This is a genomic window from Streptomyces sp. NPDC027189, assembly GCF_055566975.1.
On record NZ_JBVHRI010000005.1, the window covers coordinates 147,781 to 171,242 of the forward strand.

Below are 23,462 nucleotides of genomic sequence, written 5' to 3' on the forward strand. Positions count from 1 at the left end.
GCCCCCGGGGGCATCCGTCATGACACGCGCCATCACTCTGCACAACGTCAGCAAGTCGTACACTCGCGGTGTCCGCGTGGTGGAGCGGCTGTCGCTCGACATCCGGCCGGGCGAGTTCCTCGTGCTGCTCGGGCCGTCCGGCTGCGGCAAGTCGACCGTGCTGAGAATGATCGCCGGGCTCGAGGAGGTCACCGAGGGCGAGGTGCGCCTCGACGGCGAGTACGCCAACGATCTGCCGCCGTCCGGGCGGGACATGGCGATGGTGTTCCAGAACTTCGCGCTCTATCCGAGCATGACCAGCCGCGACAACATCGGCTTCCCGTTGCGTATCGAGACGCCCGGCGAGGATCCGCGTCCGCGCGTGGACGCCACCGCCCGGATGCTCGGCATCCAGGACCTCCTCGACCGCTTTCCCAACCAGCTCTCCGGCGGCGAACGCCAGCGTGTCGCCATGGGCCGGGCGATCGCCCGCCACCCCTCCGCCTTCCTGATGGACGAGCCGCTGTCCAACCTCGACGCCAAGCTCCGTAATCACCTGCGGGCCGAAATCTCCAAGCTCACCCGGGAGTTGGGCGCGACGACGGTGTACGTCACCCACGACCAGGCCGAGGCGATGTCGCTCGGCGACCGGGTCGCGGTGCTGCGCGGCGGAGTTCTGCAGCAGCTGGGCACGCCGCGCACGGTCTACGGGCTGCCCGCGAACGTCTTCGTCGCCGCCTTCATCGGTACCCCGCGGATCAACCTGCTGCGCGGCCTCGTCCGGGCGCCGCTCGACGGAGCCATGTCGATCAGCCTCGGCAAGCAGTACCTGAGGCTGCCCGAACCGCTTTCCCTGGACCACCAGTTGCTGCGGGTGCAACAGGGCCGCGAGGTCATCGTCGGGCTGCGTTCCGAGGCGATCCGGCTCGCCAAGCCGTCCGCCGCGCGGCCGGGCGAGGTGGCGATCAGCGGGCTCGTCGAGCATGTGGAGTTCCAGGGGCACGAGGTCCTCGTCCACTTCAACACCGGCTCGCGGCCCGCCGTCGTACCGGAGTTGGAGGCACCGCGCCCGACCCGTCCGGCCCGGCGGCGGCGCCGCGAGGGCACTGTCCTGGACCGGCTGCGGGAGCGCGCCGGAGCGTTGCGGGCCGGGCCGGTCGTGGTCCTGGAGCATCCCGGGGACGCGGGACCCGACGACCCCGAACCGGCACCGCCGGACGGCCGCCTGCCCGGTGACCTCGTCGTCCGCACCACCCCCGACATCGAACTCCGCCACGGCATGCAGGTTCCCCTCCTCGTCGACATCGCCCATCTGTTCGTCTTCGACCAGCACGGTGAACGCATCTGCCCGGCTCCGGCGCGGCTGCCGGATCTGGAGGAGTAAGTTCCGCTAGGCAGGCGGGCATGACCCTGTACAGCAGCACCCGCTCCCGTCTGGGTGCCGTGACCGCCACCGCCCTGCTCGCCGCCGGCGCCCCGACGGCGTACGCCCTCCTCGACGACCCGGACCCGCAGGCCCCGGTCCGTGGCGAGGCGTACATCGAGAGCCGGCTCTTCTTCGGCACCGAACGGCCCGACGGCGGCGCGGCCGTCACCGACCGGCAGTTCATGGCCTTTGTCGACAAGGAGGTGACGCCGGACTTTCCGGACGGGCTCACCGTGCAGAACGGGCGCGGCCAGTGGCGGGACGCGCACGGCGCGATCGAGCGCGAGCGGTCGTACGAGCTGATCCTGATGTATCCGGTGGCGCAGGCGGGCGCGAGCGACAAGAAGATCGAGGAGATCCGGCGCGCGTACGAGAAGGCCTTCGCCCAGGAGTCCGTGGCCAGGGTGGACGATCGGACTAGGGTCGACTTCTGAGCCGCCCGGTCCGAGGATGCCCCTGGGGGCCGGTCGGGCCGGTTCCGCCGGGTCCCTCTGGCGCCCGAAAACTATCATCGCTAGTTTAGGGTCCGGACGACGCGGCCCCGCCCGGGAGGAACACGATGAAGGCACACGACGGTATGTACATCGACGGCGCCTGGCGCCCCGCCGCCGGCGCGGACACGATCGAGGTCGTGAACCCCGTCGACGAGCAGGTGATCGCCCGGGTCCCGGCGGGCACCGCCGAGGACGTCGACACCGCCGTACGGGCCGCACGTGCCGCCTTCCCCGGCTGGGCCGCGACTCCGCCCGCCGAGCGGGCCGCCAGGCTCGGCGCCCTGCGTGACGTGCTCGTCGCCCGCAAGGACGAGATCGCCGAGACCGTCACCGCCGAGCTCGGCTCGCCGCTGGCGTTCTCGCAGATGGTGCACGCGGGCGTGCCGATCGCGGTGGCGGGCTCGTACGCCGAACTTGCGGCGACGTACGCCTTCGAGGAGAAGGTCGGGAACTCGGCCGTCTACCAGGAGCCCGTCGGTGTCGTCGGCGCGATCACGCCCTGGAACTACCCGCTGCACCAGATCGTGGCCAAGGTTGCCCCGGCGCTGGCCGCGGGCTGCACGGTGGTGCTCAAGCCCGCCGAGGACACCCCGCTCACCGCCCAGCTCTTCGCGGAGGCCGTGGCCGAGGCGGGCGTCCCGGCCGGTGTCTTCAACCTCGTCACCGGCCTCGGCCCGGTCGCCGGACAGGCCCTCGCCGAACACCCGGACGTGGATCTGGTCTCCTTCACCGGCTCCACCGCGGTCGGCAAGCGGATCGGCGCGACCGCCGGCGCCGCGGTCAAGCGGGTCGCCCTCGAACTCGGCGGAAAGTCCGCCAACGTCGTCCTGCCGAGCGCCGACCTGGCCAAGGCCGTCAATGTCGGCGTCGCCAACGTGATGTCCAACTCCGGCCAGACGTGCAGCGCCTGGACCCGCATGCTGGTGCACAGCGCGCGGTACGACGAGGCGGTCGGGCTGGCCGCGGCCGCCGCGGCGAAGTACGGCGACCGCATCGGCCCGGTCGTCAACGCCAAGCAGCGAGAGCGGGTGCGGAGTTACATCGAGAAGGGCGTCGCGGAGGGCGCCCGGCTCGTCGCGGGCGGCCCCGAATCTCCCCGCGAGCAGGGGTACTTCGTCAGCCCGACCGTCTTCGCCGACGTCACACCCGATATGACGATCGCTCAGGAGGAGATCTTCGGACCGGTGTTGTCGATCATCCGGTACGAGGACGAGGAGGACGCCGTCCGGATCGCCAACGGCACGGTGTACGGGCTCGCGGGCGCGGTGTGGGCGGGCGAGGAGGCCGAGGCGGTCGCCTTCGCGCGGCGGCTCGACACCGGGCAGGTCGACATCAACGGCGGACGCTTCAACCCCCTTGCCCCGTTCGGTGGTTACAAGCAGTCGGGTGTGGGGCGCGAGCTGGGCTCGCACGGGCTGTCCGAGTACCTCCAGACCAAGTCCCTTCAGTTCTAGGCCCAGGAGCATTCACGTGGTTCGCGCTGCCGTACTTCCCGCCGTGGGCGCTCCGTTGGAGATCGCCGAGATCGACCTGCCGGAACCCGGCCCCGGGCAGGTCCGCGTCCGGCTCGCCGCGGCCGGAGTCTGCCACTCCGACCTCTCCTTGTCCGACGGCACCATGCGGGTGCCCGTCCCCGCCGTCCTGGGCCACGAGGGCGCCGGCACCGTCGTCTCCGTCGGTGAGGGCGTCACCCATGTCGTCCCCGGTGATGGTGTCATCCTCAACTGGGCGCCTTCCTGCGGAAGTTGTCACGCCTGCTCGCTCGGCGAGGTCTGGCTGTGCGCCAACGCGCTGACCGGCGCCGCAGACGTGTACGCGCGCCGCGCCTCCGACGGGAGTGACCTCCATCCCGGCCTGAACGTCGCCGCGTTCGCCGAGGAGACCGTCGTGGCCGCCGGATGCGTCCTCCCTGTACCGGACGGCGTGCCCCTCGCCGACGCGGCCCTCCTGGGCTGCGCCGTCCTCACCGGATACGGCGCCGTCCACCACTCCGCCCAGGTCCGACAGGGCGAGACCGTCGCGGTGTTCGGGGCCGGCGGGGTCGGGCTCGCGGCCCTCCAGGCCGCCCGGATCGCGGGCGCGTCGAAGATCGTCGCGGTCGACGTCTCGCCCGCGAAGGAGTCCCTTGCGCGGGAGGCGGGCGCGACGGACTACGTCGTCGCCTCCGACACCACCGCACGCGAGATCCGCGCGCTGACCGGCAAGCAGGGCGTCGACGTGGCCGTCGAGTGCGTGGGTCGCGCCGTGACCATCCGCACCGCCTGGGACTCCACCCGGCGCGGCGGCCGCACCACGGTCGTCGGCATCGGCGGCAAGGACCAGCAGGTCACCTTCAACGCGCTGGAGATCTTCCACTGGGGCAGGACGCTCTCGGGCTGCGTGTACGGCAACTCCGATCCGGCGCGGGATCTGCCGGTGCTGGCGGAGCACATCCGCGCCGGCCGCCTCGACCTCGGCGGCCTGGTCACCGACCGGATCGCCCTCGACGGCATCCCGGCGGCCTTCGACAACATGATCGCGGGCAAGGGCGGGCGCGCCCTGGTCGTCTTCTAGCCCGCGTCCACCAGGGCCCGGCCGCATTCCGCGGGCGGGGCCTTCGGTGTGCCCATGACCACCACTGGTTGCCATGCGCAGGTAAAAACTGCTGCTGTACGACCCGTTGACTCCCATACCGTCCGGTCAGTACGTTCCCCGGAACCGCGGCCACCCCCTGTTCCGTCCCCGCACCCACCGGAGTGTGCACGCATGGACACGGCACCTTCCGCTCTCCCCGCCACGACCTCCGCTCCCGATACCCGCAACCGCCGCAAGGTGGCCACCGCGGCCGCCCTCGCGTCGGCCGTCGAGTGGTACGACTACTTCGTCTTCGGTATCGCGGCCGCCCTCGTACTGGGCGACCTGTACTTCCCCGCGGGCAGCTCCTCCACCGGAGTGCTCGCCGCGTTCGCCACGTTCGCCGTGGGCTTCCTCGCCCGTCCGCTCGGCGGAGTCATCGCGGGCCACCTCGGCGACAAGCGCGGCCGCAAACCCATGCTGGTGCTCGCCCTGACGCTGATGGGCCTGGCCACCACGGGCATCGGCCTGCTCCCCACGTACGACACCATCGGCATCGCCGCCCCGATCCTGCTCGTTGCCCTGCGCGTCGTGCAGGGCATCGCCGTCGGCGCGCAATGGGGCGGCGCCATGCTGCTCGCCACCGAGTACGCCCCCGAGGGCAAGCGGGGCGTCTACGGCAGCTTCGTCCAACTCGGCGTCCCCATCGGCGTGGTGACGGCCAACACCGTCTTCCTCGTCGCCGGGGCGACCACCAGTGAGAACGCGTTCGCCGCGTGGGGCTGGCGACTGCCCTTCCTGGTCGGCCTGCTCGTGCTCGGGCTCGCCTGGTACATCCACACCCGTGTCGAGGAGACTCCCGAATTCCGAGCGGCGGAAGCGGCGTTGGCGGCCGAGGAGAAGGGATCCAAGAACTCTCCGCTGCGCACGATCCTGCGCGAGCACCTGGGCACGGTGTTCCTCGCGGGCGGCTCCTTCGCCGTGAACACGGCGACCTTCTACATCCTCATCACGGGTGTCCTCGACTACACCACCCGCGAACTCGACATGAAACGCAGCGCGGTGCTCACCGTCTCGCTCTGCGTCAGCCTCACTCAGCTCGTGCTGATCCCCGCGTCGGCCGCGCTCTCCGACCGCATCGGGCGCATCAGGATCTACGCGCTCGGGGCGGCCGGCATCGCGCTGTGGGCCGTTCCGCTGTTCCTGCTGATCGACACCGGTTCACTGGTGTGGCTGGCTGTCGGCACCTTCGTCGCCAGCTGCTTCCTCAGCATCATGTACGGGCCTCAAGCCGCCCTGTTCGCCGAGCTGTTCACGCCCGAGATGCGGTACACGGGCGCCTCGCTCGGCTACCAGATCGCGGCCGTGTTCGGTGGCGGACTGGCCCCCTTCGTGATGGTGCTGCTCCTCGAGGCGACCGGCACGTCGATGGCCGTATCCGCGTACATCATCGGGCTCGCGGTGATCGCCCTCGTCTCGATCAGGATCCTCGCGGGCCGGGCGGCGCACGAGAACTGACGCAGGGCAGCGAACCTTTGAATCAGGCCTGTTCCCGCTCGGGCTCGGGCCGCGGTTCCGGAGTGCGCTCCGGGGCCGCGGCCTTCCCGGCGCGGGGACGGGAACGGGACACCGCCACACCTGCCAGACACAGAGCCCCGCCCGCCAGGGTGAGCAGCCCCGGGACCTCGTCGAGGAACAGCCAGGACATCAGCACCACGAGGGCGGGCACCGCGTACGTCGTCGCGCCCATCCGGCTCGCGGTGGTACGGGCGAGTGCGTACGCCCAGGTCGTGAATGCCAGCGCGGTGGGGAAGACGCCCAGGTAGACCATGTTGAGCGTGGCCGAGGCGGGCGCGTCGGCCGCCTCCTGGACGAGCTGCACGGCGAAAGGGCAGACATGCGACGGCCCCGACCAGGCAGCCGAACGTCGTGACCTGGAGCGCGCTCGCCCGCCCGAGCGCCGGCTTCTGCGCGACGACCCCGGCCGCGTAGCCCACGGCGGCGAGCAGACACAGGACGACCCCGAGGACCGAGGACCCGTCCTCGCCGGACATCGACAGCCCCACGGCGACCGCGCCGGCGAACGACACCGCCATGCCCGCCAGCAGACGCGGCGGCATCAGATCACCGAGCAGTCGGGAGCCGAGCAGGGCGATCAGGATCGGCCCGATGTTCACCACCAGTGCCGCCGTGCCGGCATCCACCTGCTGCTCGCCCCAGTTCAGGGCGACCATGTAGAAGCCGAACCACAGCAGTCCGGATATGGCGATCCCGCGCCAGGCAGCGCGCGGAGGCCACCCCTCTCTGCGCACGAGACAGACGGCCCCGAGCGCGACGGATCCCGCCAGCAGCCGTCCCAGCGCCAGCGCGCCCGGCGAGTACGCGGCCCCCGCGCTCCGGATCGACACGAAGGCCGAGGCCCACAGGACGACGGTGACGGTCGCCGCGCCCGCGGCGAGCAGTTCCGCGCGGCGGGGGTGCGCGGCGAGTCGGGTCTTGGTCATCATGCTCCTGAGGCTAGGCGGGGGTGCGGGGTGGGGGCTGGCGGACTTCGGACGCGGTGGTGAGACGCGTAGGCATGGGTAGTGCGTCTTCGCTTTGCACCGAGACGCATGAGTGACCCGTCAGTGACGCACCAGTAAGGGCGTTTCGCCTGATCAGTGGAGCGCCGTCGGTTCGATCCCCAGCAGCTCCGCGAAGGCGAGTTCGCCTTCGGAGGTCACCTTGACCGCCCGTTCCGATCCGATGCGTACACACCAGTGCGCGTCCAGGGCATGACGGCACAGCGCCGCGCCGGCCGTGCCCGCGAGGTGGGGGCGACGCTCGGTCCAGTCGAGGCAGGCGCGGGTGAGCGGGCGGCGGCCGGTGCGGTCGAGGCTGATTCCCGCGGTGTCGAACCACCGCAATCCCGCGTCCGTGAGCGCGAACCCGGTGTCCTGGCGGAGCAGTCCGCGCCCGGTCAGGGCATCGGTGAGGGCGATGCCGAGCCGTCCGGCGAGGTGGTCGTAACAGGTGCGACCCCGCGCCATGGCCGAGCCCGCGCTGGACTCCCGCAGGGTGCGCGGGCGTTCGGCCGCATGTGGTCTCACGTGGGCGGCGAGGTCCTCGACGAGTTGGGCGACGCGGGCGTCGGCCAGCCGTACGTAGCGGTGGCGGCCCTGTCGTTCCTCGGTGAGGAGGCCGCCGGTCACCAGCTTGCCGAGGTGCTCGCTGGCGGTCGACGGCGCGACTCCGGCGTACCGTGCCAGCTCACCCGCCGTCCATGCCCGCCCGTCGAGCAGCGCCAGCAGGAACCCGGCCCGCGTCTCGTCCGCCATCAGCCCGGCCAGCGCTGCGAGCCCCGGGCCCACCGGATCCTTCGGCCTCGTCATGCTCCCCAACATGCGACATGAACGCTTCGGCGGGGACCGAAAGGTTGTGGCGGGCGGGGGCGTCGGGCTTGTTCGCCCCCTCCGCCCCTACCCGTCCCGTACCTGGAGGCTCCGCCCCCAGACCCCCCGTGCAAAGTTCAGCCCCTCCGGCGTTTGAGGAGCGGGGGTTTGAGGAGCGGGGGTTTGGGGGCGGACCCCCAAGTGACGGGAATGGGCAGCGGCGGAGGGAGCGAAAAACCTCAGTCCTCCCGAGTCACCCGCTCGTACTGCAGCGTCAGCCCGTCCAGCAATGCGCTGAGCCCCGTCTCGAACGCCCGCTCGTCGATCTTCTCCTGCTGCTCGGCAAGGAGATGAGCCTGCCCGAGGTGGGGATAGTCGGCGGGATCGTAGGCGGTCGCGTCGTCGACGAAACCGCCGGCGAACGAGCCGAGCGCGGACCCCATGATGAAGTAGCGCATCAGCGCCCCGATCGACGTGGCCTGCGCCGCCGGCCACCCCGCATCGACCATGGCCCCGAACACCGCGTCGGCAAGATGGAGCCCGGCGGGGCGGCGCCCGGGCCCGCGTGCGAGGACCGGGACGATGTTCGGATGGTCGCGCAGCGCCGCCCGGTAGGAGACGGCCCAGTCGTGCAGGGCGGTACGCCACTCACGGCCGTCCTCGAACATCGACAGATCGACCTGCGCGCTGACCGAGTCCGCGACCGCCTCCAGGATCTGGTCCTTGGTGCGGAAGTGGTTGTAGAGCGACGGCCCGCTCACCCCCAGCTCGGCGGCGAGCCGGCGCGTCGAGACGGCCGCCAGGCCCTCGGCGTCCACCAGGGCCCGTGCCGTCCGGACGATGCGGTCGGTGCTGAGGAGGGGCTTGCGCGGTCGGGCCATGGCGCACATAGTAGGGCTGCACATAGAAACTAGCAGTGCTAATTTAAATGTACGGCTTTCAATGTACGGCTTTCGATGTGTGACGTCCGAAGGCCGCTGTCCGTCTATCTGTGGGGTGACTCGGCATGAACCTGGAGCTCAGCGAGGAGCAGACCGCCGTCCGGCAACTCGCCAAGGACTTCGTGGACCGCGAGATCGCCCCCCATGTCATCGAGTGGGACCGCGCCGAAGAGGTCGACCGGTCCATCGTGAAGAAGCTCGGCGAGGTCGGCTTCCTCGGGCTCACCATCGACGAGGGGTACGGAGGCAGCGGCGGTGACCATCTCGCGTACTGCCTCGTCACGGAGGAGCTGGGCCGCGGTGACTCCTCCGTGCGCGGAATCGTCTCCGTCTCACTGGGCCTGGTCGCCAAGTCGATCGCGTACTGGGGGAGTGAAGAGCAGAAGCGGCGGTGGCTGCCGGGACTGACTTCCGGCGAGTACGTCGGATGCTTCGGGCTCACCGAGCCCGGCACCGGCTCGGACGCGGGCCATCTGTCGACGAAGGCCGTACGTGACGGGGACGACTACGTCATCAACGGCACCAAGATGTTCATCACGAACGGCACCTGGGCCGACGTCGTGCTGCTCTTCGCGCGCTCCACCGACGCCCCGGACCACAAGGGTGTCTCCGCCTTCCTTGTGCCGACGAACACCCCGGGCCTGTCCCGCCGCACCATCCACGGCAAGCTCGGTCTGCGTGGACAGGCCACCGCCGAACTGGTCCTCCAGGACGTGCGCGTGCCGGCGAGCGCCATGATCGCGCCCGAGGGCAAGGGGTTCGCCGTCGCCATGTCCGCACTCGCCAAGGGGCGGATGTCCGTGGCCGCGGGCTGTGTCGGGATAGCCCAGGCGGCACTGGACGCGGCGGTGACCTACGCGACCGAGCGCGAGCAGTTCGGAAAGACCATCGCCCATCACCAGCTCGTCCAGGAACTGCTCAGCGACATCGCCGTCGACGTGGACGCGGCCCGCCTGCTGACCTGGCGGGTCGCCGATCTCATCGACCGTGGCCTGCCGTTCGCGACGGAGTCCTCCAAGGCCAAGCTCTTCGCCTCCGAGGCCGCCGTGCGCGCCGCGAACAACGCCCTCCAGGTCTACGGCGGCTACGGCTACATCGACGAATACCCGGCGGGGAAGCTGCTGCGCGACGCCCGCGTGATGACCCTCTACGAGGGCACGAGCCAGATCCAGAAGCTGGTCGTCGGGCGTGCGCTGACGGGAGTCTCGGCCTTCTGAGCAGGGCCATCGGAACGGCGCTCTCGGTGTTCTGAGTACGTGGGCTGAGTATCCGAACGGATGTGGTGGCGACCGCATCGTCCGACCCTGGTCCGCATGAACATGAATGGGACACCGGTCAAGCAGCAGTCGACCGCGGCCTTCTACGGCCAGGCGGTCGCCTCGTTCTCCGTCGCCATCGTCGCGACCGCCATCGGCATCTTCAAACTGGAGGCCGACGCCTGGGTGCGCTCCTTCCTGGGCGTCGCCGTCCTCTATCTGGTGACCTCGTCCTTCACGCTGGCCAAGGTGATCAGGGACCGCCAGGAGGCGGCGCGCTGAGTAGGTCCACTAAGCGCTCGCTCAGGTTCAGGGGTATGGTGTTCACCCTGGCAGTGGAGAAGGGGCGAACAGCGATGAGTACGGCGGAGGAGACGGCCGGCGCCGAGATGCAGCCGTGGGCCGAGGTCACCCCGGACGCGGCCCGACGGCTGCTCGTCGCCGCCGTGGAGGCCTTCGCCGAGCGCGGGTACCACGCGACGACGACCCGGGACATCGCGGGCCGCGCGGGCATGAGCCCAGCCGCCCTCTACATCCACTACAAGACCAAGGAAGAGCTGCTCCACCGCATCAGCAGGATCGGCCACGAGAAGGCCCTCGACATCCTGCAGACGGCCGCCCAGGGCGAGGGCACGGCGACCGAGCGCCTCGCCGACGCTGTGAGCTCCTTCGTTCGGTGGCACGCGGGCGGCCGCACCACCGCACGGGTCGTGCAGTACGAACTGGACTCGCTCGGCCCGGATGCCCGCGCCGAGATCATCGCCCTGCGGCGCCAGGTCGATGCCGAGGTGCGCGGCATCATCGAGGAGGGCGTGGCCGCGGGCGACTTCGATGTCCCGGACATCCCCGGCACCACGCTCGCCATCCTCTCCCTCTGTATCGACGTGGCCCGCTGGTTCAACGTCAATGGACCCCGGACCCCGGACGAGGTCGGCGCGCTGTACGCCGACCTCGTCCTGCGGATGGTCGGGGCCAAGGAGTGACCCTGCCCCATGGGGGGCACCGGGATTCGCGCGACCAGCCGCGCACGACCCTCAGTTCGCGGACGGAGCTCAGTGCGCGGACGGCCCGCAGTTCGCCGACAGCCCGCAGTTCGCGGACGGCCCGCAGCTTTCGGTGCCGCTCTCAGAAGTAGTACCGAGACACCGACTCGGCCACGCACACCGGTTTGTCCCCACCCTCGCGCTCCACGGTCACCGCGGCCGTGACCTGGACTCCGCCGCCGGCCTCGGTGACCTCCTGGAGGACCGCGGTCGCGCGCAGCCGCGACCCCACCGGCACCGGCGCGGGGAAACGCACCTTGTTCGAACCGTAGTTGACGCCCATCTTCATGCCCTCGACGCGCATCACCTGCGGCACCAGCGCGGGCAGCAGCGACAGCGTGAGATAGCCGTGCGCGATGGTCGTGCCGAAGGGGCCCGCGGCCGCCTTCTCGGGATCCACGTGGATCCACTGGTGGTCGCCCGTGGCGTCCGCGAACAGGTCGATCCGCTTCTGGTCGATCTCCAGCCAGTCACTGTGACCCAACTGTTCGCCCACCGCCGCCTTCAGTTCGTCGGCGGACGTGAAGATCCTCGGCTCTGCCATGTCCCTGGCCTCCCGCGTCGCAATGTCTAAGCGACTGCTTAGCATGGTCGGGCGAAGGGCTCCTGTCAACGCACCGCGGGTGTGCCGAGGTGGGTTAGGTTCGAGGGGTGCCCCAGATTCCCGAGAAGATCCACGAACTCACGGTCGGCCAGCTGTCGGCCCGCAGCGGCGCCGCCGTCTCCGCCCTGCACTTCTACGAGTCCAAGGGTCTGATCACCAGCCGCCGCACCACAGGAAACCAGCGCCGCTACCACCGGGACGCGCTGCGCCGTGTCGCCTTCGTGCGCGCCGCGCAACGCGTCGGCATCCCGCTCGCCACCATCCGTGAGGCCCTCGCCGAACTCCCCGAGGAGCGCACTCCGACACGGGAGGACTGGGCCCGGCTCTCGGAGGCCTGGCGCTCCGAACTCGACGAGCGCATCAATCAGCTCAGCCGGCTTCGGGACCACCTCACGGACTGCATCGGCTGCGGCTGTCTGTCGCTGGAGAACTGTGTGCTCTCCAACCCGGACGACGTCTTCGGCGAGCGCCTGACCGGCTCCCGGCTCCTGGTGGAACACTCCGGCGCCCGGCAGAAGCAGCAGAAGCGACAGCGGGAGCCCGAGGACTCCCGCTGACCGCAGCCGCGGGGCTCACGGTGACTCGGTGACCGCGCCCGTGCGTAGCCCCGGAGGCTCCGTACGCCCGCCCCTACTCGTACTCCGTGCCGCCCTTGCGCGTCAGATACGCCGGGCTGACCGCCTTCGCCATCGCCCGGCCGCCCGTCACCGGGCTGTACCGCTCGGTGGCAGGCCGGATCACGACGCCCTCGCGCAGATGCAGCTCGCGCCCGGACACGGTCTCCCGGCCCGAGGCAACCTCCAGGACGCGCTCGATCTCGTACGGGCCCTCGTACAGCCGTGGCACCAGCGGGAGTTCGCCGTCCAGCAGGGCCGCCGCGTCCAGCCAGCGGACCTCGCCGTCGATCTCCGCGGACACGTCGAACACGGCGTAACCGATTGTCTCGCGGCGGCCGTCGGCCCCATACGACAGGTCCTGTACGCCCGCCCCGTACACCTCGCCGAAGATGCCGACCCGGCGCGCGTTCAGCCGCTCGGCGAGCCGGGCCGCGGCCTCCGCGACTCCATGGCCGTGGACGGCGCGCCAGTACAGATTGCGCGGGTCCTCCCTCAGCGCCAGGGACTTGGCGCCGAAGCCCTTCGACGAGACGTGCACGCGGCCCTCGTCGGCGACGTACGTCAGCAGGCAGGCCGAACCGTGCAGCTTCTCGGTGAGGACGACGGGCTCGCCGGGGGTGAAGATGTCCGGGTACCGCTGGATGTTCTCGATGTCGACCCAGGGCAGCAGATCGGGCGCGGACTCGACCTCGCCGTCCATGGTGGGCGGGATCGGTGGCACCCACTTGACGATGCCGAGCATCTCGGCGAAGTCGGTCCCCTCCTCGGAGGCCTCCACCAGGTCGACGTCCGCCAGTGCCTTCGGGCGGCACACGATCCCCTGCGACAGCTCTCCGCGCAGTCGTACGGCCCTGACCCGGTCCGACTTGCTTCCCGCCAGCCGCCCGGTCAGCCCCAGCTCCTCGATCAGCTCGGCCGGGAGCACGGACTGCTCCGGGATGTAGACGGCGCGCTCGCCGGTGCGGTAGGCGCCCTTGGCGACGACGGCTCGGTACAGGCCCACCTGGGCCAGTTCGAGCGCGTCGGCGTTCGGATGCTCATGGATGGTCAGCACTTCGGCGGTGACGCGCAGCGTCGACATGGCGGGACTCCTCGGGTTCCTCAGCTGGGTTTCATCGCCCCCAACTGTCCGGAGGAGAAAGCGCTGGAGCGAGTGGATTTGCGGCTGGTACCGTCAGGCCGCCCGCGCCGAAGTCGGCCACCTCCCCTACGGCAAGCGCCGGGCCGCCTCGTACTGAACCAACCCCTCCGCCACCAACTCACTGTTGGACATCGCACGCTCCCCGCCCGGCAGGACCAGCGTGTCCTCCAGGCCGATCCGTGTGGCGAGCCCGAGCCGCCCCGCGAGTCGCAGCACCGGCCAGGTGCCGTCCCCCATGCCGTGCAGCAGGACGGGACGGCCGTGGGGTGTGCCGAGGTCGGCGAGGAGGGACCGGGCCGACTCCTGGGCCGTCCGAGGGGAGGTGTCCATGACCTCGGCCAGGACTCGCAGCACCCGGGGCGCGAGCGGTGACGCGGCGAACCGCGCGGCGCCCTCCGTGCCGGACCAGATGCCCGCCTCCACACCGATCCCGCGGTCGAGGAGCGCCGCCGCCACCTCCTCGGCGCCCGGCTCATGCCAGTTGACCGAGGCGTGGTCGGGCAAGACGGTCCAGGAACGCACCCGCTCGACGCGGGCGGCGGGATCCGGCTCGGCCCACGCGCCGGTGGTCACGCCGACGGGGACGCTCACCCTCGCCCGTATCGCTTCGAGTGTCGCCGCGACCGCCTTCGAGGACAAGGTGTCCTGCCCACAGGGGGACTTGGGATGGACATGGATGTCCGACGCTCCGGCCGAGACGGCCTCGGCCGCGGACTGGGCCATCGCTGCGGGCGACATCGGCACGACGGCGCCATCCGCCGCCCCGCGGGCTCCGTTCACACAGACCTGCACCATGCCTCGATGGTGCCAGGCGCCACTGACAACCCTGCGGGAGCGACCGGACGAGCGGCCGCGCGGGTGGCCGTACAGGGGTCAGGGCGCCGTGGGCACCCGCACGGGGGTGCGGCACCGTCGGCGCACCCCCGTCGTGCTCACGCCGAGACGAGCATCCGTCCGCGCCTGGCCTCCGCCAGCGCCTCCGACGTCAGAACGGGGCGTGGCACCACGATTCCGCAACTTGTGCACACCGGACCCGACGACGGTTCGTGCGCCAGGTCGTACTTCCATGCGAGGCGCTCCCCGGCGCACACCGGGCAGACCGTGCCCGGCTGGCGCTCCAGCGCGGCGATCAGCCGGCGCAGCACCTCGGTCAGTGGTTCACGGGGGTGGATCCTCGGGTCGTCGCACCATGCGACCCCGAAGCCGCCCCAGGTCAGCCGGTGCCAGTCGTCCACACTGCCCGGGCTGCGCAGCCCGTCGTGCTTCTCCTTCTTGCGACGCTGAGCGAACTCGGCCTCGTAGGTGAGCCAGACGGAGCGGGCCTCCTCCAACTCCTCCAGTGCGGCCACGAGCCGCGCTGGATCGGGGGACCGGTCCTCGGGACCGAACCCGGCCCGGGAGCACAGATGGTCCCAGGTCGCCCGATGTCCGTAAGGGGCGAACTTCTCAAGGCACTTGCGCAGTGAGTAGCGCCGCAGTGCCAGATCGCTCCTCGGATCTCGCACCTGTCTCGCCAGACTCCGGAAACCTGCCATCGCCCTGCACCTCCGTCACACCTGCACCTGAACTTCGGTCACTTCGGCGTCGTCGTACGGACGTCGCCGAATAGACGTATCGACAAGCGATTCGGCTCCATCCATTTTTCGATGGCCGCCATAAGCCACCGCCGAGTTGCCCCCGGCCTACCTCCCGCCGCTGTCAGCCGCCTGTCGACGGCGCTGTCCGGACGCGATGAATCCCAAAAACTGACGCATGTTCATCTTCAATCTCGGGGATACCGGCGGTAACGTCCGGCCCACCCCCTTCGGGAGGAGCTGCCATGCCACGGCGCGCCCCACGCACCACGCTCGACAGACTGAGAACTCCCCGCAGATTCCCCAAGTTCCTCAAGGCCGCATCCGTATGCGTGCTCATTGCGGGTCTTTTGTCGCCGCTTTCCCAGGCGGCGGCCGCCGACACCTCGGCAGCATCGTCGGCGGCCGCCGCGAACGACTACTGCGGCGGCCAGTGTTCCGACATTCTCCCGCCTGGCGAGAACGGCAACGCGACCCTCGCCCAGATCCTCCTCAACCAGGCCTTCGGCACCCAGCCCGACCACGCCGAGGACCAGCTCGCTCCCTACGGCAACCTGGCCTCGGGCTACTCCGCGCTCACCGACGCCAAGATCAACGACTTCTTCAACGACGCCTCCTTCGGGGTCGCTTCGGGCCAGGTCGCCTCGACCACGAAGCCGCGCAGCGACGTGACGATCGTCCGCGACAAGAAGACGGGTGTTCCGCACATCACCGGCACGACCCGCTACGGCACCGAGTACGGCGCCGGGTACGCCGCTGCCCAGGACCGGCTGTGGCTGATGGACGTCTTCCGGCACGTCGGGCGCGGCCGACTGACCACCTTCGCGGGCGGCGCGGCGTCCAACCAGGGCCTTGAGCAGGAGTTCTGGCGCAGCGCGCCCTACACCGAGGCCGATCTGCAGGCCCAGATCGACAACGCCATCGCCGGCAACGGCGAGCGCGGTCAGCAGGCCCTCGCCGACGCCAACGCCTACATCGACGGCATCAACGCCTACATCGACGCCTCCGACAGTGGCCGCTACTTCCCCGGCGAGTACGTCCTGACCGGTCACAAGGACTCCGTCACCAACGCCGGCACCATTGACCACTTCAAGCTCACCGACCTGGTCGCGCTGGCCTCCGTCATCGGCGCGCTCTTCGGCTCCGGAGGCGGCGGCGAAGTCAACAACGCCATCTCGCTGCTCACCGCCCAGTCCAAGTACGGCGTCACCGAGGGCACCAAGGTCTGGGAGTCCTTCCGCGAGCGCAACGACCCCGAAGCGGTCCTCACCGTCCACAACGGCGAGAGCTTCCCGTACGCCGCGAAGCCCGACTCCCCGCAGGGCGAGGCCCTGCCCGACGCCGGTTCGGTGACCCAGGAGCAGCTGGTCTACGACCGTACGGGCAGCGCCGCCACCTCCACCGCCACCAGCGCCTCGGCCACGGCGGCCACCACTTCCCTCACGTCGGCCAAGCGCGGCATGTCCAACGCCCTCGTGGTGAGCGGCAAGTACACCGCCAGTGGCCACCCGATCGCCGTCTTCGGCCCGCAAACCGGCTACTTCGCGCCACAGCTGCTCATGCTCCAGGAGATCCAGGGCCCTGGCATCAGCGCCCGCGGCGCCTCCTTCGCGGGTCTGAGCATGTACGTGGAACTCGGCCGCGGCCAGGACTACTCCTGGAGCGCGACGACCTCCGGCCAGGACATCATCGACACCTACGCCGTCGAGCTGTGCCAGGACGACTACCACTACCTGTACCACGGCACCTGCACGGCCATGGACAAGGTCGAGCAGACCAACTCGTGGAAGCCGACCGTCGCCGACGGCACCGCCGCGGGCTCGTACCGGCTGCAGGTCTACCGGACCAAGTACGGCCCGGTGGAGTACCGCGCGACCGTCGGCGGCAAGAAGGTCGCGTACACCACCCTGCGCTCCTCCTTCATGCATGAGGCCGACTCGATCATCGGCTTCCAGATGCTCAACGACCCGGACTACGTCAAGAGCCCGGCGACCTTCCAGAGCGCGGTGCAGCACATCAACTACACCTTCAACTGGTTCTACGCCGACTCCTCGCACACCGCGTACTACAACAGCGGCGACAACCCGGTGCGCGCCACCGGTGTCGACGCCGAGTTCCCGGTGTGGGCGCGGGCGGCGTACGAGTGGAAGAACTGGAACCCGACGACGAACACCGCCGACTACACGGCGGCGTCCGCCCACCCCAACTCCGTCGACCAGGACTACTACATCTCCTGGAACAACAAGCAGGCCAAGGACTACACGACGGCCTCCTGGGGTGACGGCTCGGTCCACCGCGGCAACCTGCTCGAAGACCGGGTGAAGAAGCTGGTCGCGGCGGGCGGTGTCACCCGGTCCGCGCTGGTGAAGGCCATGGCCGACGCGGCGCTCGCCGACCTGCGGGCCGAGGACGTGCTGCCTGACCTGCTGAAGGTCATCAACAGCTCGACGGTCACGGACTCGACGGCCGCGGCGGCCGTCAGCAAGCTGTCCGCGTGGGTGACGGCGGGTGCCAAGCGGACCGAGACCTCGTCCGGATCTCACACCTACGCCAACGCCGACGCGATCCGCATCCTGGACGCCTGGTGGCCGCTGCTGGTGAAGGCGGAGTTCCAGCCGGGGCTCGGCAGCGACCTGTACACCGCGTTCGGCAACAACCTCCCCATCGACGAGTCGCCGTCGGCGGCGCACGGCCCGACCGGCTCGCACGCCGGAAGCTCCTTCCAGTACGGCTGGTGGAGCTATGTCGACAAGGACATCCGGGCGGTCCTCGGGGAGTCGGTGCAGGGCGGGCTCTCACAGAAGTACTGCGGCGGCGGCAGCCTCAGCGCCTGCCGGGACACCCTGATCAGCACGCTCAAGGAGGCGGCCGGCAAGACCGCGTCCGACGTGTACCCCGGCGACGAGCAGTGCTCGGCGGGCGACCAGTGGTGCGCCGACTCGATCGTCCAGCGGACGCTGGGCGGCATCAAGCACGGCAAGATCAGCTGGCAGAACCGGCCGACCTATCAGCAGGTGGTGGAGTACACGTCGCATCGGTGACGATGTCCACGGGTGTTGGCCAACGGGCGTTTCTCCTACGCTCGTTGGTCAACGTTCGTTGGTCAACGCCGGTTGGCCAACACCAGATGGCCAACGCCGGTGGGCGGCGGGTCACTGAATACGGCCCGCCGCCAGCACCACCCGCGCCAGTTCCCGGTGGCAGATGTCGCTGTGGGCCCCGGACGGGGGGCCGCCGCGCTTGACCACCGCCGCGGCGTCGATGTTCACGCAGCCCGACGTGGGCAGCGGTGTACTGAGGGCGTTGGCCAGCGTGTACGACTTCGTGCCCGCCACCGCCTGTACCCCGTCGTGGCCCATCGCACCCCACTTGGCGCCCAGGGCGCGGCCGATGTCGAAGTCCGCGGCGACCGTCCGGGAATCGCCCGCCATCCGCGAGGCCAGCGGATAGATCGCGCCGAGTGCCGAGTCGAAGTGGGAGTAGCAGCACACCAGGGGACCGTCGATGCGGTTCTGCTGCCCGTCCAGCACACCGCTCGCCCGTGCGTCGTGCGGCAGCCGCGCCGCGAACGCGTAGTGCGAGAAGGCCCCTTGGAGCAGCGTCACCGACTTCACCGTGCGCACGCCCTCGGGCAGTCCGCGCAGCGCGAAGGAGACCAGGCGCCCGCCGAAACTGTGCCCGACGAGATGCACGCGCACATCGGGCGCAGCCTTGGCGAGTTGACCGATCGCGCGCCCGAGCCCGCGCTCACCGACCGTGCCGGCGCGCCGTTTCATCGCGTAGTACGTGGCCTGGCGCAGCAGTTCGTGCGCGCCGTCCCACAGTCGTGGCAGCGCGAACGAGGCGGCGCCCGGAGTCTCGGCCTCCGCCAGTGCCTGCGCGAACTCGCCGCAGATCGTCGCCGTGTCCCCGAAGAGCATCTCGGGGTCGCTCTCCGGCACTCCCTCCGCCAGCGTGTCCGCGGTGAAGGCGGCCTGCGGCCCCTGCGGCCGGACCTCGACGAGCAGCCGCACGAGACGTCCGAACTCCTCCAACGAGGCGCCCTCGTCGGGCTGTTGGTCCAGCAGCCGCGCGATCTGCTCGACCACCGTCGCACGGCCCGGGAACACCTCCAGGAGCCCGTGCCGGGTGTTCTTGTCGAGGACGGGCCGCGCGGTCGGGGCGACGTCGGCGGCCACCGACGCCGGGAAGTCGGGGATCGGCTCGTCCGAGAACCGCATCGAGGGCCACACCACTCCCACGTATCCCAGGCGCGCGGTCGGCGCGAGCCCCGGGACGGGCTCGAAGAAGCGGCTGCAGAGCCGGGTGGCGCCCGAGCGGTCGTTGTTCCAGCCGTGCGCGAAGACGACCAGGTCACGGACCTTGCGCTGCGGTACCTCCTGCAGCAGCCGGTCCCGTTCCCGGCCGTCGACGTCCCCGTCCGCGTCGAAGGTGAGCTCCCAGTAGGGAGAAACACTCACTGCCGGCTCGGCCATGACAGGCCCCCTCGTCCCCCGTGGGCGGTGCGATCTGGGCGCATCGTCCTACCGGTGGCGAAGGTTGGCCATACGTCACGACTCATCCGTCACTCATCCGTAGAGGAGGTACTCCTTCCGTAGGCGTTGGAATGCCTTCAGTTCGTCCTGCCAGGCCGCCACGACCTCGTCGGCCGTCGCCCCCGCGTCGATCATCGTGCGCACCAGCGTTGAGCCGGTCAGCTTGTCGATCCAGTTGTCGGTCCGCCAAGTGAAGCCGCTCCAGACCTTCTTGGCGGTCACGAGCAGGGCGATGCCGGTACGTACGGGGTCGTACGCCGCCCGGTCGTGCACATGGATCTGCATGCCCCCGATGGTCTTGCCCTGGAACTTGGAGAAGGTGGGAGCGAAGTACGCCTCCCTGAAGTGCACGCCGGGGAGGCCCAGTCGACCGGCTTCGAGGGCCCAGCGTCCGTCGATGCCGTCCGCGCCGAGCAGTTCGAACGGACGGGTGGTGCCGCGCCCCTCCGACAGATTCGTCCCCTCGAAGAGGCAGGTCCCCGAGTACACCAGGGCGGTGTCCGCCGTCGGCATGTTCGGGCTCGGCGGCACCCAGGGCAGCCCGGAGGCGTCGTAGAACTCCGAGCGCTTCCAGCCCGACATCAGTACGGTGTCCAGCGTCACCGGCGCCGCCAGGAACTCCCCGTTGAACAGCCGCGCCAGCTCCGCCACCGTCATCCCGTGCGCCTGCGCGATCGGCTGCCGCCCGACGAAGGTCGCGAACTCCTTGTGCAGGACTGGTCCTTGGGCCGCCCGCCCGGTCACCGGGTTCGGCCGGTCGAGCACCATGAAGCGCTTGCCCGCGAGCTGGGCCGCCTCCATGCAGTCGTACAGCGTCCAGATGTACGTGTAGAAGCGCGCGCCCACGTCCTGGATGTCGAAGACGACGGTGTCCACGCCGGAGGCGGTGAAGATGTCGGCGAGCGGTTGGCCGCTCTTCAGGTACGTGTCGTAGACGGGCAGCCCGGTCGCCGGGTCGTCGTAGCGGCCCTCCGAGCCGCCCGCCTGCGCGGTGCCGCGGAAGCCGTGCTCGGGGCCGAAGACGGCGACCAGCTTCACGCGGTCGTCGGCGTGCATGACGTCGACGATGTGGCGTACGTCTCTGGTGATGCCCGTGGGGTTCGTGACGATGCCGGTTCGCTGGCCGCGGAGTTTGGCGTAGCCATCTGCCGCCAAGCGCTCGAAGCCGGTGCGGAGCTGCTTGCCGGTGTCCTTGTCTGCCACACTCTGAATCGATGTCAGAGCCGCCGTGGCGGTGCCGGCGGCCAGCAAGGTCCGTCTGGACAAGTGCATGATGTGACCTCCGTGATCGCGGAAGGTTGGCACAGGCACGCTAAGCGCTCCCGCCGGAAGTTCGTAGCCTGCGGGGCAATCGTGGCTTGTCGCGCAGTTCCCCGCGCCCCCAAAGGGGCGCCTTCAGCGGGGGGCGCCCCTTCCCTCTCTACATACCGACTGGTTAGTCTGGCGTCGCAGCAGAGCCGATTCGCGTCGCGTCGAAGGAGACCGATGGTGGAAGCCGTGCAGGATGCCGGGGTGGTCGTCACCGGAGCGGGAGGCGGTATCGGGGCCGCGCTGGCCCGTCGGTTCGCGGCCGAGGGGGCCAGGGTCGTCGTCAATGACCTGGATGCCGCCAAGGCCAAGGCCGTGGCCGACGAGATCGGCGGCCTCGCGGTCCCGGGCGACGCGTCGGCGATCGTGGCCGAGGCCCGGGACGCCCTCGGCGGCAGGGTCGACGTGTACTGCGCCAACGCCGGCGTCGCCTCCGGCGGCTCGGAGGCGGCCGGCGAGAACGTCTGGGCGCTCGCCTGGGACGTCAACGTGATGGCGCACGTCCGTGCGGCCCAGGAGCTGCTCCCGGCCTGGCTGGAGCGCGGCAGCGGCCGCTTCGTCTCCACCGTCTCGGCCGCCGGACTGCTCACCATGATCGGCGCCGCGCCCTACAGCGTCACCAAGCACGGCGCGTACGCCTTCGCCGAGTGGCTGTCGCTGACGTACCGCCACCGGGGCCTCAAGGTCCACGCGATCTGTCCGCAGGGCGTGCGCACCGACATGCTCGACGCCACCGGCAGCGCGGGCGACCTCGTCCTCCAGCCGACCGCCATCGAGCCCGAGGACGTCGCCGACGCGCTCTTCAAGGGGATCGAGGAGGACCGCTTCCTGATCCTGCCGCACCCCGAGGTCGCCGGGTACTACCAGGTGCGGGCCGCGGAGCCCGACCGCTGGCTGACCAACATGAACCACATCCAGCAGAAGTGGGAGGCGGGCCGGTGACCACCTACGCCGAGCGGCCCTGGGTGGCCCTGCTCAATGACGCCCAGCGCGGTCCGGTGAGCCCCGCCGACACCTTGGTGCACGCCCTCCGCGAGGTCGTGACGCACACCCCGGACCGCACCGCGCTCGCCTACTTCGACGGGCGGCTGAGCTACCGCGAGGTGGACGAGCTGAGCGACTCGGTCGCCGGGCACCTCGCCGCCCGCGGCCTCGAGCGCGGCGACCGGGTCGCGATCCTGCTGCAGAACTCCCCGCACTTCGTGCTGGCCCTGCTCGGTGCCTGGAAAGCGGGCGCGACGGTCGTGCCGGTCAACCCGATGTACAAGTCGGGCGAGGTCCGGCATGTACTCCACGACGCGGATGTGAGCGCCCTGGTGTGCTCGGACCGCGCGTGGGAGTCGTATCTGCGCGAGACGGCCGCCGACTCACCCGTACGCATCGTGCTGACGGCCTGTGAGTTGGACCTCCAGACCCGCAACGACGCGCGCGTGCTGAGCTTCGAGCGGCTGCCGGTCGCGGAGGGCACCGACGACCTCGTGGCCGTCGCACGGCAGGGCCACAAGGCCCCCGAGGGCCGCGAGCTCGGACCCTCCGACGTCGCGCTGATCAGCTACACCTCCGGCACGAGCGGCACCCCCAAGGGGGCCACCAACACGCACGGCAACATCATGTACAACGCCGAGCGGCAGCGGACGGGCCTGGGGCTGCCCGAGGCGCCCGTCTACTTCGCGATGGCCCCGCTGTTCCACATCACCGGGATGGTCTGCCAGCTCGCCGCCTGCCTCAACAGCTCGGGCACGCTGGTCCTCGCGTACCGCTTCGAGGCGGGGGTCGTCCTCGACGCGTTCGCCGAGCACCGTCCCGCGTACACGGTGGGCCCGTCGACCGCCTTCATGGCGCTGGCCGCGCACCCGGCGGTCACGCCGGACCACTTCTCCTCCTTCGTGATCATCTCTTCCGGCGGTGCCCCGCTGCCGCCGGCCCTGGTGGAGAAGTTCCGGGCTGGTTTCGGTCCCTACATCCGCAACGGCTACGGGCTCACCGAGTGCACCGCGCCCTGCGCCTCCGTGCCCCCGGGCCGGGAGGCTCCCGTCGACCCGGTCTCGGGGACGCTGGCAGTCGGCGTCCCGGGCCCGGACACGGTCGTACGCATCGTCGACGACCAGGGCCAGGAGGTGCCGTTCGGGGAGCAGGGCGAGATCCTGGTACGCGGACCTCAGGTCGTGCCCGGCTACTGGCGCCGCCCCGAAGCCACCGCCGAGACCTTCCCTGACGGTGAGCTGCGTACCGGCGACATCGGCTTCATGGACTCCGAGGGCTGGCTCTATGTGGTCGACCGGAAGAAGGACATGATCAACGCGTCCGGCTTCAAGGTGTGGCCCCGCGAGGTCGAGGACGTCCTCTACACGCACCCCGCGGTCCGTGAGGCGGCCGTGGTCGGGATACCCGACGGCTACCGCGGAGAGACCGTCAAGGCGTACATCAGCCTGCGGCCGGGGGCCGAAGAGGACCCCGACGCGCTCGCCGCGTACTGCAAGGAGAGACTGGCCGCCTACAAATATCCGCGGCAGGTGGAGATCCTGCCCGACTTGCCGAAGACGGCGAGTGGGAAGATCCTCCGTCGGGAACTTCGTTCCCGGTCCCAGGAGACCCGGTAAAACCCTCTGGAACGCACCGA

General features: G+C 70.4%; 19 protein-coding genes and 2 pseudogenes. 12 read left to right on the forward strand and 9 right to left on the reverse strand.

All coding sequences use genetic code 11. The features are described 5' to 3' along the window. Positions 1 to 19: 19 nt before the first annotated feature. From ACZ4RZ_RS14255 to ACZ4RZ_RS14275, 5 genes are all read left to right on the forward strand, one after another. The gene (locus ACZ4RZ_RS14255; protein WP_467744527.1) at positions 20 to 1,363 is read left to right on the forward strand and encodes an ABC transporter ATP-binding protein; all 1,344 of its coding nucleotides are present in this window, start codon (positions 20 to 22) and stop codon (positions 1,361 to 1,363) included. Between the two features lie 20 nt (positions 1,364 to 1,383). Continuing rightward, positions 1,384 to 1,839, forward strand: coding sequence for a DUF3574 domain-containing protein (locus tag ACZ4RZ_RS14260; protein WP_467744529.1), 456 nt, complete (start codon positions 1,384 to 1,386; stop codon positions 1,837 to 1,839). Positions 1,840 to 1,964: 125 nt separating this feature from the next. After that, complete coding sequence (locus ACZ4RZ_RS14265; protein WP_467744530.1) at positions 1,965 to 3,353, forward strand: aldehyde dehydrogenase family protein; 1,389 nt, start codon at positions 1,965 to 1,967, stop codon at positions 3,351 to 3,353. 16 nt (positions 3,354 to 3,369) lie between these two features. Continuing rightward, entirely contained in the window at positions 3,370 to 4,452 is a 1,083-nt protein-coding gene (locus ACZ4RZ_RS14270) for a Zn-dependent alcohol dehydrogenase (RefSeq protein ID WP_467744532.1), read from the forward strand. A gap of 192 nt (positions 4,453 to 4,644) precedes the next feature. Further along, on the forward strand, positions 4,645 to 5,970 hold the full coding sequence (locus ACZ4RZ_RS14275; RefSeq protein ID WP_467744533.1) for an MFS transporter: 1,326 nt from the start codon (positions 4,645 to 4,647) through the stop codon (positions 5,968 to 5,970). Positions 5,971 to 5,992: 22 nt separating this feature from the next. On the opposite strand, the pseudogene ACZ4RZ_RS14280 reads toward ACZ4RZ_RS14275, so the two are convergent. The 3 genes and pseudogenes from ACZ4RZ_RS14280 to ACZ4RZ_RS14290 all read right to left on the reverse strand — a co-directional run bounded on the left by ACZ4RZ_RS14280 (position 5,993) and on the right by ACZ4RZ_RS14290 (position 8,704). Beyond that, positions 5,993 to 6,959, reverse strand: a pseudogene (locus tag ACZ4RZ_RS14280) (DMT family transporter). A gap of 150 nt (positions 6,960 to 7,109) precedes the next feature. Beyond that, positions 7,110 to 7,835: an ArsR/SmtB family transcription factor gene (locus tag ACZ4RZ_RS14285; protein ID WP_467744535.1), complete on the reverse strand. Its 726-nt coding sequence runs from the start codon at positions 7,833 to 7,835 to the stop codon at positions 7,110 to 7,112. Positions 7,836 to 8,062: 227 nt separating this feature from the next. Continuing rightward, a complete protein-coding gene (locus tag ACZ4RZ_RS14290) occupies positions 8,063 to 8,704 on the reverse strand; it encodes a TetR/AcrR family transcriptional regulator (protein WP_467744537.1) in 642 nt (213 codons plus the stop codon). Between the two features lie 125 nt (positions 8,705 to 8,829). On the opposite strand from ACZ4RZ_RS14290, the gene ACZ4RZ_RS14295 reads away from it, so the two are divergent. From ACZ4RZ_RS14295 to ACZ4RZ_RS14305, 3 genes and pseudogenes are all read left to right on the forward strand, one after another. Then, positions 8,830 to 9,981, forward strand: a complete 1,152-nt coding sequence (locus ACZ4RZ_RS14295; protein ID WP_467744538.1) for an acyl-CoA dehydrogenase family protein — start codon at positions 8,830 to 8,832, stop codon at positions 9,979 to 9,981. Positions 9,982 to 10,083: 102 nt separating this feature from the next. Continuing rightward, a pseudogene (locus ACZ4RZ_RS14300) lies at positions 10,084 to 10,299 on the forward strand (YiaA/YiaB family inner membrane protein); the annotation flags it as partial. A gap of 77 nt (positions 10,300 to 10,376) precedes the next feature. Next, a complete protein-coding gene (locus tag ACZ4RZ_RS14305; RefSeq protein WP_467744539.1) occupies positions 10,377 to 11,003 on the forward strand; it encodes a TetR/AcrR family transcriptional regulator in 627 nt (208 codons plus the stop codon). 142 nt (positions 11,004 to 11,145) lie between these two features. Here ACZ4RZ_RS14305 and ACZ4RZ_RS14310 read toward each other — a convergent pair whose 3' ends face one another. After that, the gene (locus tag ACZ4RZ_RS14310) at positions 11,146 to 11,607 is read right to left on the reverse strand and encodes a MaoC family dehydratase (protein ID WP_467744541.1); all 462 of its coding nucleotides are present in this window, start codon (positions 11,605 to 11,607) and stop codon (positions 11,146 to 11,148) included. Positions 11,608 to 11,714: 107 nt separating this feature from the next. Between ACZ4RZ_RS14310 and soxR the strand changes: the two genes are divergently transcribed. After that, entirely contained in the window at positions 11,715 to 12,224 is a 510-nt protein-coding gene (gene soxR, locus ACZ4RZ_RS14315; protein WP_467744543.1) for a redox-sensitive transcriptional activator SoxR, read from the forward strand. A 73-nt stretch (positions 12,225 to 12,297) separates the two neighbouring features. Here the strand turns inward: soxR and ACZ4RZ_RS14320 are convergent, their stop codons facing one another. The 3 genes from ACZ4RZ_RS14320 to ACZ4RZ_RS14330 form a co-directional block, all read right to left on the reverse strand. Then, positions 12,298 to 13,365, reverse strand: coding sequence for an RNA ligase (ATP) (locus tag ACZ4RZ_RS14320; protein WP_467744545.1), 1,068 nt, complete (start codon positions 13,363 to 13,365; stop codon positions 12,298 to 12,300). A gap of 126 nt (positions 13,366 to 13,491) precedes the next feature. Then, entirely contained in the window at positions 13,492 to 14,220 is a 729-nt protein-coding gene (locus ACZ4RZ_RS14325; protein ID WP_467744547.1) for a 3-keto-5-aminohexanoate cleavage protein, read from the reverse strand. 137 nt (positions 14,221 to 14,357) lie between these two features. Continuing rightward, a complete protein-coding gene (locus ACZ4RZ_RS14330) occupies positions 14,358 to 14,960 on the reverse strand; it encodes a hypothetical protein (protein ID WP_467744548.1) in 603 nt (200 codons plus the stop codon). Positions 14,961 to 15,244: 284 nt separating this feature from the next. On the opposite strand from ACZ4RZ_RS14330, the gene ACZ4RZ_RS14335 reads away from it, so the two are divergent. After that, positions 15,245 to 18,040 carry a penicillin acylase family protein gene (locus ACZ4RZ_RS14335; protein ID WP_467744550.1) on the forward strand — a complete coding sequence of 932 codons (2,796 nt, stop codon included), beginning with the start codon at positions 15,245 to 15,247 and terminating at the stop codon, positions 18,038 to 18,040. 111 nt (positions 18,041 to 18,151) lie between these two features. Here the strand turns inward: ACZ4RZ_RS14335 and ACZ4RZ_RS14340 are convergent, their stop codons facing one another. Both ACZ4RZ_RS14340 and ACZ4RZ_RS14345 read right to left on the reverse strand, forming a co-directional pair. Next, a complete protein-coding gene (locus tag ACZ4RZ_RS14340) occupies positions 18,152 to 19,474 on the reverse strand; it encodes a serine-threonine protein kinase (RefSeq protein WP_467744552.1) in 1,323 nt (440 codons plus the stop codon). 93 nt (positions 19,475 to 19,567) lie between these two features. Next, positions 19,568 to 20,806: an exo-beta-N-acetylmuramidase NamZ family protein gene (locus ACZ4RZ_RS14345; protein ID WP_467744554.1), complete on the reverse strand. Its 1,239-nt coding sequence runs from the start codon at positions 20,804 to 20,806 to the stop codon at positions 19,568 to 19,570. A gap of 213 nt (positions 20,807 to 21,019) precedes the next feature. Between ACZ4RZ_RS14345 and ACZ4RZ_RS14350 the strand changes: the two genes are divergently transcribed. Together ACZ4RZ_RS14350 and ACZ4RZ_RS14355 are read left to right on the forward strand one after the other, a co-directional pair. Next, a complete protein-coding gene (locus tag ACZ4RZ_RS14350) occupies positions 21,020 to 21,784 on the forward strand; it encodes an SDR family oxidoreductase (protein ID WP_467744555.1) in 765 nt (254 codons plus the stop codon). Next, a complete protein-coding gene (locus tag ACZ4RZ_RS14355) occupies positions 21,781 to 23,442 on the forward strand; it encodes a class I adenylate-forming enzyme family protein (RefSeq protein ID WP_467744556.1) in 1,662 nt (553 codons plus the stop codon). Before ACZ4RZ_RS14350 ends, ACZ4RZ_RS14355 begins: the two co-directional genes overlap by 4 nt. Positions 23,443 to 23,462: the final 20 nt, after the last annotated feature.

Coding starts and splice junctions, on each gene's coding strand:
- ACZ4RZ_RS14335 (WP_467744550.1), top strand. CDS start 15,245: ATGCCACGGCGCGCCCCACGCACCACGCTCGACAGACTGAGAACTCCC.
- ACZ4RZ_RS14345 (WP_467744554.1), bottom strand. CDS start 20,806: ATGCACTTGTCCAGACGGACCTTGCTGGCCGCCGGCACCGCCACGGCG.
- ACZ4RZ_RS14255 (WP_467744527.1), top strand. CDS start 20: ATGACACGCGCCATCACTCTGCACAACGTCAGCAAGTCGTACACTCGC.
- ACZ4RZ_RS14260 (WP_467744529.1), top strand. CDS start 1,384: ATGACCCTGTACAGCAGCACCCGCTCCCGTCTGGGTGCCGTGACCGCC.
- ACZ4RZ_RS14325 (WP_467744547.1), bottom strand. CDS start 14,220: ATGGTGCAGGTCTGTGTGAACGGAGCCCGCGGGGCGGCGGATGGCGCC.
- ACZ4RZ_RS14330 (WP_467744548.1), bottom strand. CDS start 14,960: ATGGCAGGTTTCCGGAGTCTGGCGAGACAGGTGCGAGATCCGAGGAGC.
- ACZ4RZ_RS14285 (WP_467744535.1), bottom strand. CDS start 7,835: ATGTTGGGGAGCATGACGAGGCCGAAGGATCCGGTGGGCCCGGGGCTC.
- ACZ4RZ_RS14305 (WP_467744539.1), top strand. CDS start 10,377: ATGAGTACGGCGGAGGAGACGGCCGGCGCCGAGATGCAGCCGTGGGCC.
- ACZ4RZ_RS14350 (WP_467744555.1), top strand. CDS start 21,020: ATGGTGGAAGCCGTGCAGGATGCCGGGGTGGTCGTCACCGGAGCGGGA.
- ACZ4RZ_RS14265 (WP_467744530.1), top strand. CDS start 1,965: ATGAAGGCACACGACGGTATGTACATCGACGGCGCCTGGCGCCCCGCC.
- ACZ4RZ_RS14310 (WP_467744541.1), bottom strand. CDS start 11,607: ATGGCAGAGCCGAGGATCTTCACGTCCGCCGACGAACTGAAGGCGGCG.
- ACZ4RZ_RS14340 (WP_467744552.1), bottom strand. CDS start 19,474: ATGGCCGAGCCGGCAGTGAGTGTTTCTCCCTACTGGGAGCTCACCTTC.
- ACZ4RZ_RS14275 (WP_467744533.1), top strand. CDS start 4,645: ATGGACACGGCACCTTCCGCTCTCCCCGCCACGACCTCCGCTCCCGAT.
- ACZ4RZ_RS14290 (WP_467744537.1), bottom strand. CDS start 8,704: ATGGCCCGACCGCGCAAGCCCCTCCTCAGCACCGACCGCATCGTCCGG.
- ACZ4RZ_RS14320 (WP_467744545.1), bottom strand. CDS start 13,365: ATGTCGACGCTGCGCGTCACCGCCGAAGTGCTGACCATCCATGAGCAT.
- ACZ4RZ_RS14295 (WP_467744538.1), top strand. CDS start 8,830: ATGAACCTGGAGCTCAGCGAGGAGCAGACCGCCGTCCGGCAACTCGCC.